Source organism: Streptomyces sp. UF-297 (genome assembly GCF_058245575.1).
This window is the reverse complement of the sequence record NZ_JBSIBZ010000083.1, coordinates 15,691-29,696: the sequence shown is the minus strand read 5'-3', so window position 1 is coordinate 29,696 and position 14,006 is coordinate 15,691. Positions and strand designations below refer to the sequence as shown.

The 14,006-nt window shown below is 72.0% G+C and carries 19 protein-coding genes; 16 read left to right on the top strand and 3 right to left on the bottom strand.

The features are described from left to right. Positions 1 to 98 precede the first annotated feature (98 nt). The 7 genes from AC4IJH_RS34330 to AC4IJH_RS34300 all read left to right on the top strand — a co-directional run bounded on the left by AC4IJH_RS34330 (position 99) and on the right by AC4IJH_RS34300 (position 4,917). Positions 99 to 344 carry a MoaD/ThiS family protein gene (locus tag AC4IJH_RS34330; protein WP_490855876.1) on the top strand — a complete coding sequence of 82 codons (246 nt, stop codon included), beginning with the start codon at positions 99 to 101 and terminating at the stop codon, positions 342 to 344. Positions 345 to 354: 10 nt separating this feature from the next. Beyond that, the gene (locus AC4IJH_RS34325) at positions 355 to 1,836 is read left to right on the top strand and encodes a hypothetical protein (RefSeq protein ID WP_490855864.1); all 1,482 of its coding nucleotides are present in this window, start codon (positions 355 to 357) and stop codon (positions 1,834 to 1,836) included. 309 nt (positions 1,837 to 2,145) lie between these two features. Beyond that, positions 2,146 to 2,847 carry an LmeA family phospholipid-binding protein gene (locus AC4IJH_RS34320; protein WP_490855863.1) on the top strand — a complete coding sequence of 234 codons (702 nt, stop codon included), beginning with the start codon at positions 2,146 to 2,148 and terminating at the stop codon, positions 2,845 to 2,847. A gap of 227 nt (positions 2,848 to 3,074) precedes the next feature. After that, positions 3,075 to 3,155 (top strand): putative leader peptide, encoded by an 81-nt coding sequence (locus tag AC4IJH_RS34315; RefSeq protein WP_490855875.1) that lies wholly within the window; start codon positions 3,075 to 3,077, stop codon positions 3,153 to 3,155. A gap of 148 nt (positions 3,156 to 3,303) precedes the next feature. Continuing rightward, complete coding sequence (locus tag AC4IJH_RS34310; protein WP_490855862.1) at positions 3,304 to 4,149, top strand: sulfurtransferase; 846 nt, start codon at positions 3,304 to 3,306, stop codon at positions 4,147 to 4,149. A 51-nt stretch (positions 4,150 to 4,200) separates the two neighbouring features. Next, the gene (locus AC4IJH_RS34305; RefSeq protein ID WP_030085405.1) at positions 4,201 to 4,488 is read left to right on the top strand and encodes a DUF1416 domain-containing protein; all 288 of its coding nucleotides are present in this window, start codon (positions 4,201 to 4,203) and stop codon (positions 4,486 to 4,488) included. Positions 4,489 to 4,638: 150 nt separating this feature from the next. Further along, positions 4,639 to 4,917 (top strand): DUF3099 domain-containing protein, encoded by a 279-nt coding sequence (locus AC4IJH_RS34300; protein ID WP_490855861.1) that lies wholly within the window; start codon positions 4,639 to 4,641, stop codon positions 4,915 to 4,917. Between the two features lie 10 nt (positions 4,918 to 4,927). Here the strand turns inward: AC4IJH_RS34300 and AC4IJH_RS34295 are convergent, their stop codons facing one another. After that, complete coding sequence (locus AC4IJH_RS34295) at positions 4,928 to 5,293, bottom strand: DsrE family protein (RefSeq protein ID WP_490855860.1); 366 nt, start codon at positions 5,291 to 5,293, stop codon at positions 4,928 to 4,930. A gap of 279 nt (positions 5,294 to 5,572) precedes the next feature. On the opposite strand from AC4IJH_RS34295, the gene AC4IJH_RS34290 reads away from it, so the two are divergent. The 6 genes from AC4IJH_RS34290 (at position 5,573) to ygfZ (ending at position 10,863) form a co-directional block, all read left to right on the top strand. Then, entirely contained in the window at positions 5,573 to 6,160 is a 588-nt protein-coding gene (locus AC4IJH_RS34290) for a heme-binding beta-barrel domain-containing protein (RefSeq protein WP_490855859.1), read from the top strand. Between the two features lie 337 nt (positions 6,161 to 6,497). Further along, a complete protein-coding gene (locus tag AC4IJH_RS34285) occupies positions 6,498 to 7,529 on the top strand; it encodes a FecCD family ABC transporter permease (protein WP_490855874.1) in 1,032 nt (343 codons plus the stop codon). Continuing rightward, the gene (locus AC4IJH_RS34280) at positions 7,529 to 8,320 is read left to right on the top strand and encodes an ABC transporter ATP-binding protein (protein WP_490855858.1); all 792 of its coding nucleotides are present in this window, start codon (positions 7,529 to 7,531) and stop codon (positions 8,318 to 8,320) included. The genes AC4IJH_RS34285 and AC4IJH_RS34280 overlap by 1 nt, the downstream gene beginning before the upstream one ends. A gap of 14 nt (positions 8,321 to 8,334) precedes the next feature. Continuing rightward, the gene (locus tag AC4IJH_RS34275) at positions 8,335 to 9,348 is read left to right on the top strand and encodes an ABC transporter substrate-binding protein (protein WP_490855857.1); all 1,014 of its coding nucleotides are present in this window, start codon (positions 8,335 to 8,337) and stop codon (positions 9,346 to 9,348) included. Positions 9,349 to 9,428: 80 nt separating this feature from the next. Continuing rightward, positions 9,429 to 9,872: a Fur family transcriptional regulator gene (locus AC4IJH_RS34270; protein WP_490855856.1), complete on the top strand. Its 444-nt coding sequence runs from the start codon at positions 9,429 to 9,431 to the stop codon at positions 9,870 to 9,872. 10 nt (positions 9,873 to 9,882) lie between these two features. After that, entirely contained in the window at positions 9,883 to 10,863 is a 981-nt protein-coding gene (gene ygfZ, locus AC4IJH_RS34265; protein WP_490855855.1) for a CAF17-like 4Fe-4S cluster assembly/insertion protein YgfZ, read from the top strand. 114 nt (positions 10,864 to 10,977) lie between these two features. Here the strand turns inward: ygfZ and AC4IJH_RS34260 are convergent, their stop codons facing one another. Beyond that, positions 10,978 to 11,232: a ribbon-helix-helix domain-containing protein gene (locus AC4IJH_RS34260; RefSeq protein ID WP_490855854.1), complete on the bottom strand. Its 255-nt coding sequence runs from the start codon at positions 11,230 to 11,232 to the stop codon at positions 10,978 to 10,980. Positions 11,233 to 11,657: 425 nt separating this feature from the next. Here AC4IJH_RS34260 and AC4IJH_RS34255 point away from each other — a divergent pair, with 425 nt between their 5' ends. Further along, positions 11,658 to 12,017: a hypothetical protein gene (locus AC4IJH_RS34255; protein WP_490855853.1), complete on the top strand. Its 360-nt coding sequence runs from the start codon at positions 11,658 to 11,660 to the stop codon at positions 12,015 to 12,017. Beyond that, positions 12,010 to 12,480, top strand: coding sequence for a hypothetical protein (locus AC4IJH_RS34250; RefSeq protein ID WP_490855852.1), 471 nt, complete (start codon positions 12,010 to 12,012; stop codon positions 12,478 to 12,480). Before AC4IJH_RS34255 ends, AC4IJH_RS34250 begins: the two co-directional genes overlap by 8 nt. Before the next feature lie 69 nt (positions 12,481 to 12,549). Here the strand turns inward: AC4IJH_RS34250 and dtd are convergent, their stop codons facing one another. Continuing rightward, the gene (dtd, locus tag AC4IJH_RS34245) at positions 12,550 to 12,975 is read right to left on the bottom strand and encodes a D-aminoacyl-tRNA deacylase (RefSeq protein WP_490855851.1); all 426 of its coding nucleotides are present in this window, start codon (positions 12,973 to 12,975) and stop codon (positions 12,550 to 12,552) included. 258 nt (positions 12,976 to 13,233) lie between these two features. Between dtd and AC4IJH_RS34240 the strand changes: the two genes are divergently transcribed. Continuing rightward, positions 13,234 to 13,986 (top strand): RsiG family protein, encoded by a 753-nt coding sequence (locus AC4IJH_RS34240; protein WP_490855850.1) that lies wholly within the window; start codon positions 13,234 to 13,236, stop codon positions 13,984 to 13,986. The last annotated feature ends 20 nt before the right edge of the window (positions 13,987 to 14,006 follow it).

The window sequence follows — 14,006 nt, the reverse complement described above, 5'->3', positions numbered from 1 at the left end:
CGGACGGAACCTGGGCGTCCACGGCGTGCGCCATCATGGAGGGCGGCAACGACGGAGAAGAGGGAGCCGTGACAACCACTGGCACCGTAACCGGCACCGTGCGCTACTGGGCAGCGGCCAAGGCCGCCGCCGGTACGGCCGAGGAGCCGTACGCGGCGGCGACGCTCGCCGAGGCGCTGGAGCTGGCCCGCGCGGCACACGCGGCGAACCCGGAGTTCGCCCGCGTCCTGCTGCGCTGCTCGTTCCTGGTGGACGGCGACCCGGTCGGCACCCGCGACCACGCGAGTGTGCGGCTGGCCGAGGGCGGCACGGTCGAGGTCCTCCCGCCGTTCGCAGGAGGGTGATCCCAAGACCATGAGCAACAGCCAACCGCGCGATCCCTACGATCCGCACCAGCCCTACGAAGGGCAGCCGGGCCCGTACGAGCCCTACGACCAGCAGCACTACGGCCAGGCGCAGCACCAGGACCTGCCCGCGGCCTCGCCGCAGGGGCCGGGCTCCTACGGACAGGATGCGTACGGTCAGGGCTCCTACGGCGGGGAGCCGTACGCACAACAGGCGTACGGCGAGCCCTCGTACGGGCAGCAGGCGCCGCACCCGGCGGCCCACGGACACCTGCCGGGGCAGCCGACGCACGAGCGCCAGGCCTACGACCCGTACGCCCAGCAGCAGCACCAGCCTCAGGCCCAGCAGCACCAGCCGCAGGCCCAGCGCCAGCAGCACCACGCCCCGGGCCCGGTGTCCTGGCCCACCGCCGGGCAGCCCGGCCGCCAGGACGGCTACGGCTACCCGCAGGACGGCCAGCAGCAGCCCCCGGCCGACCACCGCGCGCCGCACACCCCCGCCCCCCAGGACGACGGCCCCCAGACCCAGATCTGGAGCGCGCCGACCTGGGACACCAGCGTCCAGGCGGCGATCCGGGAGCCGGAGATGGGCTCCGACGCCGCCGAGACCGCCTACCTCCCGCCCCAGCAGGCCGCCCCCCGGCCCGCCCCCGCACCCCAGGAGCCCGCCGCGACCCCCGCACCCGCCCCCTCGGACACCGGCAGCCGCCCCGAGGCCCCCGTCGACCTGTCGCGGCTGGCGCCCAACCAGCGCGCCCGCGCCGAGGGCCGCTCGCCGATCATCCCGCCGGGCTTCAAGCCCGCCGCGCTCACCGCCGTCCTGGCGCTGCTGCTCGCGCTCACCGCGCCGCTGGCCCGCCCGGTACTGGCCGTCCCGGTGGCGCTGCTGCAGGCCGTCACGGCGGCCGGCTGGTTCCGCCTCAACGGCATGTGGCCCGCCCGCCAGGGCATCGCGCTGGCCTTCCTCGCGGGCCTGACCGCCGACATCGCGCTGCTGGCCACCGACCGCGAGAGCGCGCCGGTCGTCGCCATCGGCACGCTGGGCGTGTGGTGCCTGTTCGTCCTGGTCCTGCAGCTGCGCAACCGCAGCAGCGCGGACGAGCGGATGTACGCGCTGACCGCGGGCCTGGCCTCCACCGCCCTGACGGTCCTGGCCGCCGGGCAGCTGGCCGCCGACGCCGACGCGGTGGTGGTCGGCGCCGCCGGTGTGGCCGTGGCGGCCCTCGCCCGCGCCCTGCCGCTGCCCTCCGCCGCCTCCGTCGTGGTCGCGCTGCTGGCCGCCACCGGCGCGGGCATCGCGGCAGGACAGCTCACCGACCTGGGGGCCTCCGGCGCGCTTCTGGGCCTGGCGGCCGGCGCCTGCGCGCTGATCGGCCTGCGGGTGGCCAGCTACGACTACCCGTCCCGCTTTGTGCACATGACGGCGGGCGTCGCCCTCCCCCTGGCCCTGGCCGCCCCGGCGGTGTACGTCCTCGGGCGCGCGCTCGGCTGAGCGGCGCCCCATGAGGGGGCGCCCCTCAGGGGCGCGGGGCCGTATCGGCATGCGTCGCAGACGGCCCGCGGCCGACCGCCACTCCGCTCCGTACGGATGTGATGTTTCCATCCGTACGGGGCGGAGTGCGGCGCCCGCCTCCGGTTAGGCTCACGGACGCTGGGCCCGTACGAGAGGGCGGGTGGCCGGACCGGCCGTAATAGGAAAATCCGGGACCGGAGAAAACCGAGCCCCCCAAATCGGCGTCCAACCAAGAGGCAAGCGGAAAGCGGAAGCGGCCGGGAACCGGCCCTGTGGGGAAGTGGTTCTATGCGCGCTCTACGAGTGCTGTTGTTCGTCGTCGTCATATTCGGCGCCCTGTTCGTGGTCGCCGACCGCGTCGCGGTGAACATCGCCGAGGACAAGGCCGCGGACAAGATCCGCAGCAGCCAGGGGCTCGACCAAACCCCCGAGGTCTCCATCAAGGGCTTCCCCTTCCTGACCCAGGTCGCGAGCCGCTCGCTGGACGAGGTCGACGCCGAGCTGGGCGGGGTCCAGGCCAGCGCCGAGGGGCACACCCTGCGCATCGAGAAGCTGACGGCACAGTTCCACGACGTCAAGCTGACCAGCGACTTCTCCTCCATCGAGAGCGCGGCCAGCGCCACCGGCAGCGCCCGCCTGAGCTACGCCGACCTGACCAAGGCCTCGGGCCGCAACGTCCAGGTCAGCTATGCGGGCGAGAAGAACGGCCGCAGCCAGGTCAAGATCACCCCGGCCGTCGAGCTGCTGAAGTCGCTGGAGGTCACCGGCACGGTCAGCACCGTCAACGGCGACACGGTCCGGCTGCGCGCCGACAAGGTCCCCGCGCTGTGCTCGGCCCTGCCCGGCTGCGAGTCGCAGGTGCGCGCGCAGACCGACCACGACTGGAAGCTCTCCCAGCTGCCCGGCAATCTCAAGCTGGACCGGGTCGAGACCACACCCGACGGCATCTCGATCTCGGCCACCGGCAAGGACGTACGGCTCAAGGGCTGACCGGGGCCGTACGGCCCGGGGCTGACCTGCGACGCCTCTGAAGGCCGCACCGCCGTCCGTACGCTGAGACAGCACCGTCCGCACCCCAGACGCCTGCCTCCCGGCGCCGCCCCGCCCCCGGCCCGTACGCCCTCCGGCCTCTCTCGCATCCCACATCCCGGACGAATGCGTCTCACCATTCAACACACCGGTGACACGCCCGACGGTCCGTCCCTACGATCGGACCCATGAGGCAACAGGCGGATCTCACGAAGCGGCGGGCAGTCGACCTGTGCCGCGTCGCCGCCATGCTCTGTCGCGCTGCCTGACGGGACAGCTCAACTCCCGTCCTTTTCCGGCCCCTTGAGGCCCCTCGCGCCATCCCGCCCCACCCGCACAGCGCCGCGCGCACCTCCCCAGCCGCCGCGCGCACCGGCGTACGCGTGCAAGTCCGCAACTGCCCCGGAGGAGAAGAACATGAGCCGTAGCGACGTCCTCGTGGACGCCGACTGGGTCGAGGCCCACATCGACGACCCCAAGGTGGTCATCGTCGAGGTGGACGAGGACACCTCGGCCTACGACAAGAACCACATCAAGAACGCGGTGCGCATCGACTGGAAGAAGGACCTCCAGGACCCGGTGCGCCGCGACTTCGTCGACCAGGAGGGCTTCGAGAAGCTGCTCTCCGCCAAGGGCATCGCCAACGACGACACCGTCGTCCTCTACGGCGGCAACAACAACTGGTTCGCGTCGTACGCCTACTGGTACTTCAAGCTCTACGGCCACGGCAGCGTCAAGCTCCTGGACGGCGGCCGCAAGAAGTGGGAGCTGGACTCCCGCGACCTGGTAGACGGCGACCAGGTGCCCCGGCGCCCGGCCACCGACTACAAGGCCAAGGCCCAGAACACCGCCATCCGCGCCTTCCGCGACGACGTCGTGGCCGCGATCGGCACCCTCAACCTGGTCGACGTCCGCTCCCCCGACGAGTTCAGCGGCAAGCTGCTCGCCCCGGCGCACCTCCCCCAGGAGCAGTCGCAGCGCCCCGGCCACGTGCCCAGCGCCCGCAACATCCCCTGGTCCAAGAACGCCAACGACGACGGCACCTTCAAGTCCGACGACGAGCTCAAGGCGCTGTACGAGCAGGAGTCGGTCGACCTGGCCAAGGACACCATCGCCTACTGCCGCATCGGCGAGCGCTCCGCGCTGACCTGGTTCGTGCTGCACGAGCTGCTCGGCCAGACCAACGTCAAGAACTACGACGGCTCCTGGACCGAGTACGGCTCCCTGGTCGGCGTCCCGATCGAGCTGGGCGCGGCCAAGTAGTCCCAGCGGCCCGTTCGCTTCCCCTCCCCCGAACCCCAAGGAAGTACCCCTATGTGTGGAGCACAGGCAGGCGGCCCCGACGCCTCGACGATCAAGCCGGGTGAGACGACCATCCAGGGCAGCGTGACCCGCGACGGCGAGCCCGTCACCGGGTACGTCCGACTCCTGGACAGCACCGGCGAGTTCACCGCCGAGGTCCCCACCTCCGCGACCGGACAGTTCCGCTTCTACGCGGCCGAGGGCACCTGGACGCTGCGCGCGCTGGTGCCCGGCGGCACCGCGGACCGCACCGTCGTCGCCCAGCAGGGCGGCCTGGCGGAGGTCGCCATCGCCGTCTGAGACACGGCCGTCCGGGACTCAGCTTCCAGGACGCGACCTGTCCGGGACACGGCTTCTGTACGGCCGGAGGGCCGCACCCCAGGGGGTTGGACGCCTTGGCCGGGGGTGCGGCCCTTCTGCTGTGCGGGGTGGCGGACTTACCGTGGACTTATGTACGCGCACCGCAGCGGGCCCGCAGCGCACCGCCGTCACCGCTGGTACTTCGCCATGATGGCGCTGTGCATCGGGCTGTTCGTCCTGGCCTGGGGCGTCGTGCGGATCTGGTCCGTGCCCGCCGCCGTGGCGATGTGCGTAATCGCCATGGTCATCCCGCCCGTCGCGGCGGTCGTCGCCAACCGCCGCGAGCCCGGCGAGCGCTGGTGGGACGAGTCCGGCGACCCCGAGTCCGACCGCTGGTGGCGCGAGCTGGACGACCACCGCCCCCGCTGAGAGCGGGCGGTCAGTAGACCAGCGCCTGCACCCCGTCGGCCATGGCCTCGCTGACGAAGACCTGCGCCCCGGCGATCCGCGCGCCCTCGATCAGATCCTTCTCCTCGATGTCCCGGCGGGCCGCGCACTGCGTGCACACCGTGATCGTGCCGCCGCCCGCCGTGATGCCGTCGATCAGATCCGGCAGCGGCGCCGCGTGCGGCAGCTCGAACTCGGCCGCCCGCCCCGGCAGCGCGAACCACGCGGACTCCCCCGTCAGCCACAGGGAGACCTCCACCCCGCTGGCCACGGCCACCGCCGCCACCGTGAACGCCTGCGAGCACCGCTCGGGCGCGTCCGCGCCCGCCGTCACCTTGATCACGAGCTTCTTCGCCATGGCTGCACTCTAGAGCGGCTCCGGGGCCGCCGGACCCGGGCGCGGCACACCTCACAGCGCCGCCGCCACCCCCGCCGACTAGACTCGCTCCCGGTCCGTAATACCTCACTCCGTCCGAGGAGCGCGCTCGTGCTTGAGGCAGTCTTCACCACCCTGCTCGTCCTGGTCGGCGTCGCCGTCGTCGCTTTTGCCGGCCTGACCTGGAAGAAGCTGTACCAGGGCCAGCGCTGAGACCGCGCCCTCCCCACACCCTCCGCCCTCTAAAGATCGCCTGAGCTCATGATCGAGATCCCGTCCGACCTGAACCCGTCCCTCGTGCCCCTCGTCTTCCTCCTCGGCAAGTGGGAGGGCGCCGGCGTCGCGGACTTCCCGGGCACCGAGAAGTGCAACTTCGGCCAGGAAGTCACCTTCACCCACGACGGCCGCGACTTCCTCGAGTACACCTCGCACAGCTGGGTGCTCGACGGCGAGGGCAAGAAGGTCCGCCCGCTGGAGACCGAGTCCGGCTTCTGGCGCATCGACAAGGACCGCAAGGTCGAGGTCGTCATGATCCGTGACGGCGGCATCGCGGAGGTCTGGTACGGCGAGCTGGCCGACCAGAAGCCGCAGATCGACCTGGCCACCGACGCCGTGGCGCGCACCGCCGCCTCGGGCCCCTACAGCGGCGGCAAGCGGCTGTACGGCTACGTCAACAGCGACCTGATGTGGGTCGGCGAGAAGGCCACCCCCGAGGTGCCGCTGCGCCCGTACATGTCCGCGCACCTGAAGAAGGTTCACGACCTGCAGGAGTGGGCGCAGAACCTTCCGGAGGACACCCCGGACGGCGTCTCCTTCTTCAACCCGGACGGCACCCCCTACCAGGGCTGAGCCGCCCCGGCCGGGGTCTTGCCCCGGCCCCGTACACAGCTTCATACGCGCCCCGCGGGGGAAGTCCGGTGAGAATCCGGCGCTGACCCGCAACGGTGGACGGCCCCCGGAGACAGGCCTCGGGGGCCGCGAGCCCGATCACCCGCGGCGGCGTGCGCTCCTGACCAACTCGCCGCGGACTGCGAGGGGACGCCGTCGCCTCCTCGCGCCGCTCCTGTACGCAGACCGGCGGCCCGAGCCGAAGGCGGACCGCCCCGTGGCGATATCCACCCAGGCCACACCCGGCGACCCCGAAGCGGCCGATGCGCCCGGCGGCGCCCGGCCGCCCGCGCGGCGGCTGCCCGTACCGCCCCTGGTGGCCGCGCTCGCGCTGGCCCTGCTGATCTCCCTGGTCTGCGGCGTGGGGCTGGGCTCCTCCGGCCTGACCTGGGGCGAGGTGCTGGGCTTCCTCAAGGCCGGGCTGACCGGCTCCGCCATCGCGGCGGACGAGGTCTCCGCCTACACCATCGTGTGGGAACTGCGCTTCCCGCGCGCCGTCCTGGCCGCCGTCGTCGGCGCCGGGCTGTCCGCCATCGGCGTCGCCGTCCAGGCCCTGGTGCGCAACGCGCTCGCCGACCCCTTCGTGCTCGGCATCTCCTCGGGCGCGGCCGTCGGCGCCAACGCCGTGATGCTCTTCGGCGCGCTCGGCGCCCTGGGCGTGTGGGCGCTGTCCGCCTCCGCCTTCGCCTCGGCCCTGATCGCCATGGCGCTGATCTACGCCGCGGCCCGCACCGCCCACGGCCTGACCCCGCTGCGCCTGGTCCTGACCGGCACCGCGATGTACTACGGCTTCTCCGCCATCACCACGCTGATGGTCTTCGCCGCCGACCGCGGCGAGGCCGCCCGCTCGGCCATGATGTGGCTGCTGGGCAGCCTGAGCGGGGCCGGCTGGGCCTCGGTGCCGATCGCCGCCGCCGCGGTCGCCGGCGCACTGGTCCACCTCCTGCTGTCCGCGGGCCGCCTCAACGCCCTGGCCATGGGCGACGAGACCGCCGCCGCGCTCGGCGTCGACCCGCAGCGGCTGCGCCGCGAGCTGTTCGTGGTCTCCGCGGCCGTCACCGGCGCCGTGGTCGCCGTCAGCGGCGCGATCGGCTTCGTCGGCCTGATGGTGCCGCACGTCGCCCGCATGCTGGTCGGCGCCGACCACCGCCGGGTACTGGCGATCGCCCCGCTGCTGGGCGCCGTCCTGCTGGTGTGGGTGGACATCCTCTCCCGCGTCCTGCTGGCCCCCGCCGAACTCCCGGTGGGCGCCATCACCGCCGTCGTCGGCGTGCCCTGCTTCATCCTGCTGATGCGGCGGCGCGGCTACAGCTTCGGAGGGAGCAAGTAATGGACCTCACCGTCGACGACCTGTCCGTGGACGTGGCGGGCGCCCGGCTCGTACGGGACATCACCCTGCGGGCCGGCAGCGGCCGGGTCGTCGGGCTGGTCGGGCCCAACGGCAGCGGCAAGTCCACCCTGCTGCGCTGCGTCTACCGGGCGCTGCGCCCGGCCGCGGGCGCGGTGCGTCTGGACGGCGCGGACCTGCACGCCATGACGGCCCGCGAGGGCGCGCGGCTGCTGGCAGCGCTGCCCCAGGAGGCCACCACCGAGTTCGACTTCACCGTCACCGAGGTCGTGGCCATGGGTCGGCTGCCGCACCAGCGCGCCAGCGGGCGGCCGAGCGCGGCGGACGAGGCGCTGTGCTCCGAGGTGCTGGCGAAGGTCGGCGCGGGACACCTGGCCGCGCGCGGCTTCCTGAGCCTGTCCGGCGGCGAGAAGCAGCGGGTGCTGATCGCCCGCGCACTGGCCCAGCAGCCGCGGGTCCTCGTCCTGGACGAGCCCACCAACCACCTGGACATCGCCCAGCAGTTGGAGGTGCTCTCCCTGGTACGGGGCTGGGGGCGCACCGGGCCCGAGGGCGGGCTGACCGTCCTGACGGCGCTGCACGACCTGAACCTGGCCGCCTTGCACTGCGACGACCTGTACGTCATCGCCGGCGGCCGCATCGTCGCCGGCGGCGCCCCGTACGACGTGCTGACCCCCGACCTGCTCGCCGAGGTCTTCCGGGTGCGCGCGCACCGCGTCCCGCACCCCGAAACCGGCGCCGTACAGCTGCTGTTCGACCGCCTGAACCCCTAAGAGGACCGCCTGTCATGCTCCGCCGTACCACCGCCGCACTCACCACCCTCGCCCTCGCCGCCCTCACCGGCTGCGGCGCCAAGGTCGCCGCCGAGGACGCGCCCGCCGAGGCCGCCGGGCACTACCCCGTCACCATCGAGAACTGCGGGGTGAGGACGACGTACGACAAGGCCCCGAAGCGGGTGGTCACCAACGACGTGGGCATCGCCGACATCATGTTCGCGCTGGGCCTTCAGGACCACATGGCGGGCTATGTCATGCCCGAGTACCGGGGCCGCATCGACGCCGTGGCCTGGCGCACGGCCTACGACAAGGTGCCCTGGCTGTCCAAGAAGCCGATCAGCAAGGAGATCGCCCTGGACGCCAAGGCCGACCTGGTCTTCGCGGGCTGGAACTACGGCTTCGGCGAGGACAACAACGTCACCCCGGCCTCCCTGAAGAAGCTCGGCATCGGCAGTTACGTGCTGACCGAGTCCTGCCGCAACGGCACCAGCGCCTCCTCCCGCGGGGTGATGCCGCCCCTGGAGGCGCTCTACACCGACCTGGAGACCCTGGGGAAGATCTTCGACGTCGAGGACCGGGCCACCGCGCTGATCAAGAAGTACAAGCAGCAGGTGGCCGACGCGCAGGCGCAGGTGCCCAAGGACGGCAAGCGGCCCTCGGTCTTCCTCTACGACGACGGCCGCGACAAGCCCATGACCTCGGGCCGCTACGCCGGGCCGCACGACATCATCACCAAGGCCGGCGGCGACCACGTCATGAAGGACCTCAAGGACTCCTGGACGACGGTGGGCTGGGAGTCCGTCGTCGAGCGCGACCCCGAGGTCATCGTGATCAACGACTACGGCGACACCAGCGCCGAGCAGAAGAAGGCGTTCCTGAAGTCCTACGGGCCGCTCGCCAACGTCTCCGCGATCAAGAACGACCGGATCTTCGTGCTGGACTACGCCGACCTCGTGGAGAGCCCCCGCAACCCCGCGGCCATCGCCTCCCTGGCCGCGTACCTGAAGAAGGTACGCACCGGCTGAGCGCCCGCGCGCTCCCCCGCCGCCGGGGCCCGGCGCTCCGACGGGCCTCCCGCGGCGCCGCGCCCTCCTACACTGGGAGCGTGGTGACCACCGACTGGCAAAGCGACCTACGCAAGCGCGGGTACCGCCTGACCCCTCAGCGCCAGCTCGTGCTGGAGGCCGTGGACCGGCTCGAACACGCGACGCCCGACGACATCCTCACCGAGGTCCGCAAGACGGCGGGCGGTGTGAACATCTCCACCGTCTACCGCACGCTGGAGCTGCTGGAGGAGCTGGGCCTGGTCAGCCATGCCCACCTCGGGCACGGCGCCCCCACCTACCACCTCGCCGACCGGCACCACCACATCCACCTGGTGTGCCGGGACTGCACGGAAGTCATCGAGGCCGATCTGTCGGTGGCCGAGCCGTTCACGGCGATGCTGCGCGAGCGCTTCGACTTCGACACCGACCTGAAGCACTTCGCGATCTTCGGCCGGTGCGGGAAGTGCGGCAGGACACAACAGGCTCCGGGCGCCGAGTCGTAGGCTGGGGATCATGCTGCGACATTCCTCTGCCAGTCCCCTGCTGTCGCTGCCTGGTGCCGTCCCCGCCGAGGCGCCCGACGAAGGCGTGGCCGCGCATTACGGCGACCTCTTCCGCGAGCAGCGCACCCTTGCCGACGGCTCGGGCTTCGTGGACCTCTCGCACCGCGGCGTCATCGCCGTCAGCGGTCCCGAACGCCTCAGCTGGCTGCACCTGCTCATCACCCAGCACGTCAGCGACCTGCCGCCGGGCCAGGCCACCGAAGCGCTGATCCTCTCCGCCAACGGCCACATCGAGCACGCGCTCTACCTGGTCGACGACGGGGAGACGACCTGGCTGCACACCGAGCCGGGCGACCAGGAAGCGCTGATCTCCTACCTGGAGAGCATGAAGTTCTTCTACCGGGTCGAAGTGGCCGACCGCACCGAGGACTTCGCCGTCGTGCATCTGCCCGCCGGGTCGATCACCGAGGCGCCCCAGGGTTCGGTCGTACGGGAGACCCCGCACGGCCGCGACCTGTTCCTGCCGCGCGCCTCGCTGGAGTCCTTCGCCGCCGCACACGGCCCGGCCGTCGGCGTACTGGCCCTGGAGGCGCTGCGCGTGGAGGCGCACCGCCCGCGCCTGGGCCTGGAGACCGACCACCGCACCATCCCGCACGAGCTGGGCTGGCTGGGCACCGCCGTCCATCTGCAAAAGGGCTGCTACCGCGGCCAGGAGACCGTCGCCCGGGTGCAGAACCTGGGCAAGCCACCGCGCCGGCTGGTCTTTCTGCACCTGGACGGCAGCGAGGTCAAGCTGCCCGCCCACGGGGCGCCCGTACGGCTGGCCTCGGACGGCGAGGAGGGCCGCCAGCTGGGGTTCGTGACCACTTCGGCCCGCCACCACGAGCTGGGGCCGATCGCGCTGGCGCTCGTCAAGCGCAATGTGCCGCTGGACGCGCAGCTGATCGCGGACGGCACCGCGGCGGCCCAGGAAGTCGTCGTCGAGCCCTGAGCGAGAGCACGGGCGGATGAACAACCGATGATCCCGGCCGGTGCGGCCGGCGCCCATGCGCAGGCCGGCTCCGGGCTGAGCCCCGAGCCGGCCGCGGACACGAAAAAGTGCGGTTCACACCAGCCAGAGCTGGCGAACCGATTTGCCGTCACGGGACTTGAGCAGCACCTCGTTGCCGTTCGCGGTCTCGCGCTCCACAAGATCCAGCAGCGCCACGGCGCGACGCACCGTCTCCGTGATCGAGATGCCCTTGTTCTCCTTGTACCAACGGAGCTTGGCGGCCGTCTCCGCGTTGATGTTCACGCTCAGCCGCGTGACCTGAGTGTCACTGTCGGCGGCGGCCTGCGTCTCGGTCCGGTGTTCAGCCATGCCAGGGCCCCTCAAGTCGAATCACGAATCATCCACGTCATCACGTATCAGCTCGGCCGCGTCGTATCGAAGACGCCGAAGCGAAGTACCGGCCGGGACGGCAACCCACGTCATCAGGAGCGGTCAGGGCGTGCGCGTATGACCTGTCACAAGCCAACCTCCCGAGCCCGGTCCCGGCGGAACGGATGTATTCATCATGGCGACCGGCACACGCCGTGTCAAGCAAATCCTCACGCGATGAGCATCGAGTGCGTCACAGATACACATCCGATGTGCATCGCGTACTGACAGAATACTGCACTCAGGCGCATGGCGCGTGGTACGCTGCCCCCCGAGCGGAGCTTGGGGGGCGCTCCGTATCCCGCCGTCGCGAGCCACAGCGGGAAATCTGCGCCCCGGAGCAACACAGGAGGGGCCACCTGCGCATGGACGACCAGAGCCCTGCACGCGACGAGCCTCCCGAGTTAGCGGAGCGGACGACAGCGCGACGGGTGCCGCAGCCCGGCGGCGCCGTGGTGGTCTGCCGGAACGTCAAGGTCGGCTACATCAGCCCGTACGACGAGTGGCACAATGCCGATCAGCTCCGCAGCGTGCCGGAACTCCCCGAAGGCCTGGGTGAGTTGATCGATCCGGACGACGCCGACCCGGGGCTGAGCGGCATCCACACCCTGATGCGGGAGGACGAGGAACCCTTGCCGGACCGCGCGCCTTGGCACCACATCGGCCCGCCGATGCATCTGCAGCCCTGCGACCCCGAACAGCAGGAGTGCGACGGGCATGACTGATCAGGGCGGAGCCCGCGGCGGGGCCGGCCCCTCCGGCGGCCCGCCGGAGGGGCCCGACGCACTGATCGAGCACGATCCGCCGCCCGGCGAGGGGCTGAGCGTCGAGTTCCTGCGGCCCGCCGCCACCACGGACGGCAACAGCGCTCCCGCCCCGCCCGCCGTTCCGGCGGAGCTGGTCGAGAACGTCCTCCCGTCCGCGCAGGGGCTGGCGACCGACGAGTGGCTGAAGTTCAGCAAGCAGGAGCACATGAACGAGACCCGGCGCACCCTCGCGCGGGGTCTGCTGGTGCTGGTCGGCGTCCTCGCGGTCATCCCCAGCCTGGCGCTGGTCTTCAGCCACTGGACGCACTTCAAGAGCGACGACTTCCGCGAGCTGAGCCTGGTGTTCACTCCGATCGTCGCGCTGGCCAGCGCCGCGTTCGGCTTCTTCTTCGCCAGCGACGAGCGCAACCGCGACCCGTGAGCCGCCGTAGGGGCCGCCGCCCGGCGCGGCCCCTGCCACATCCCGCTCAAGGCCCGCTCAAGGCACTGGTCAGACCTCGACCAGCACCGTGAACGGCCCGTCGTTGGTCAGCGACACCTTCATGTCGGCGCCGAAGCGCCCGGTCTCCACCCGCGCCCCCAGCGCGCGCAGTTGAGCCACCACCTCGTCCACGAGCGGCTCGGCCACCGGCCCGGGCGCCGCGGCGTTCCAGGTGGGGCGGCGGCCCTTGCGGGCGTCACCGTAGAGAGTGAACTGGCTGATGACGAGCAGCGGCGCGTCCGTGTCCGAGCAGGACTTCTCGCCCTGCAGGATGCGCACGGACCACAGCTTGCGGGCGAGCTGCGCCGCCTTGTGCGCGGTGTCCTCGTGCGTGACCCCGACCAGCACGCACAGCCCCTCACCCACGATCTCGCCGACCGTCTCGCCGTCCACGACGACCTTCGCGCCGTCCACTCTCTGCACCACAGCTCGCATACAGGCCATGATGCCCGCCCCCCGCGCGCGCCCGGGAGCCGCATTACCACCGGGGCCGTTCGGGTGCCATGGCCCTGCGCGCGGACCGCCCAGAGTGGCACGATGCGTGCACCCGGTGCGTAACTGCATTTCCCGGAGGCACCGCGACATATGCGGCTCGGTCGCGCGGCCCCCGGAACCCCCGGCGAGACGGACCAGGCGTCTTCAAGGGGGCAACCTGCCCTTGATGTCGCACCGGCCGAGGGGACGGAAGAGACGATGAGCACTGCCGGCTCGGGGCCCACCCCCGGTCCCGTACCAACCGCCCGTACGACCCCGCCCGGTGCCGTGCACCCGGCCGCGGCGCACTCCGCGCAGGGGCCGCTGCCCGGCGCCGTACCGGAACCCGTGGCGGCCACGTCCCACGACGACGGCCGGCTGTTCCTGTCCGGCCCCGCCGGGGCGCAGCGCACGCCCCTGCAGCGCGACCGCTTCCGCCCGGCCCCGCAGCCCGACCTGTCCGCGCTGAGCCTGCCCGACCTGCGGGTACTGCGCCGCACCTCGCAGCAGGAGGAGGCGGACCTGAGCTATGTGCGCCGCCTGCTCCAGGGGCGGATCGACATCCTGCGGGCCGAGCTGGCGCACCGTACGGCACCGGCCGCCCAGGCTCCCGCCCCGGTGCCCTGCGCCGGGCCGGTGGCGGACCTGCTGCCGGTGCTGGACCGGCTCCCGGAGATCCTCGCCGACGGGCCCTCCCGGCACCGCTCCTCGGCCCGGCACGTGACCTTGGGGACTCCGCTGCGCGAGGAGTACCGGCAGCTGGCCGAGGACATGCTCGCCGAGGTGGAGCTGTCCGACCTCTCGGCCCGTACGGACCAGGAGCTGCACGACGCGATGGCGCGGCTGGTGCGCTACGAGCAGCAGGTCTCGCGGTGCCGTCAGGCCCTCCAGCGGACCGCCGACGATTGCAGTGCCGAGATCACCCGCAGGTACCGTGAAGGAGAAGCACAAGTAGACGACCTGCTCTCCTGACCCTGGAGTCACACGCCTTC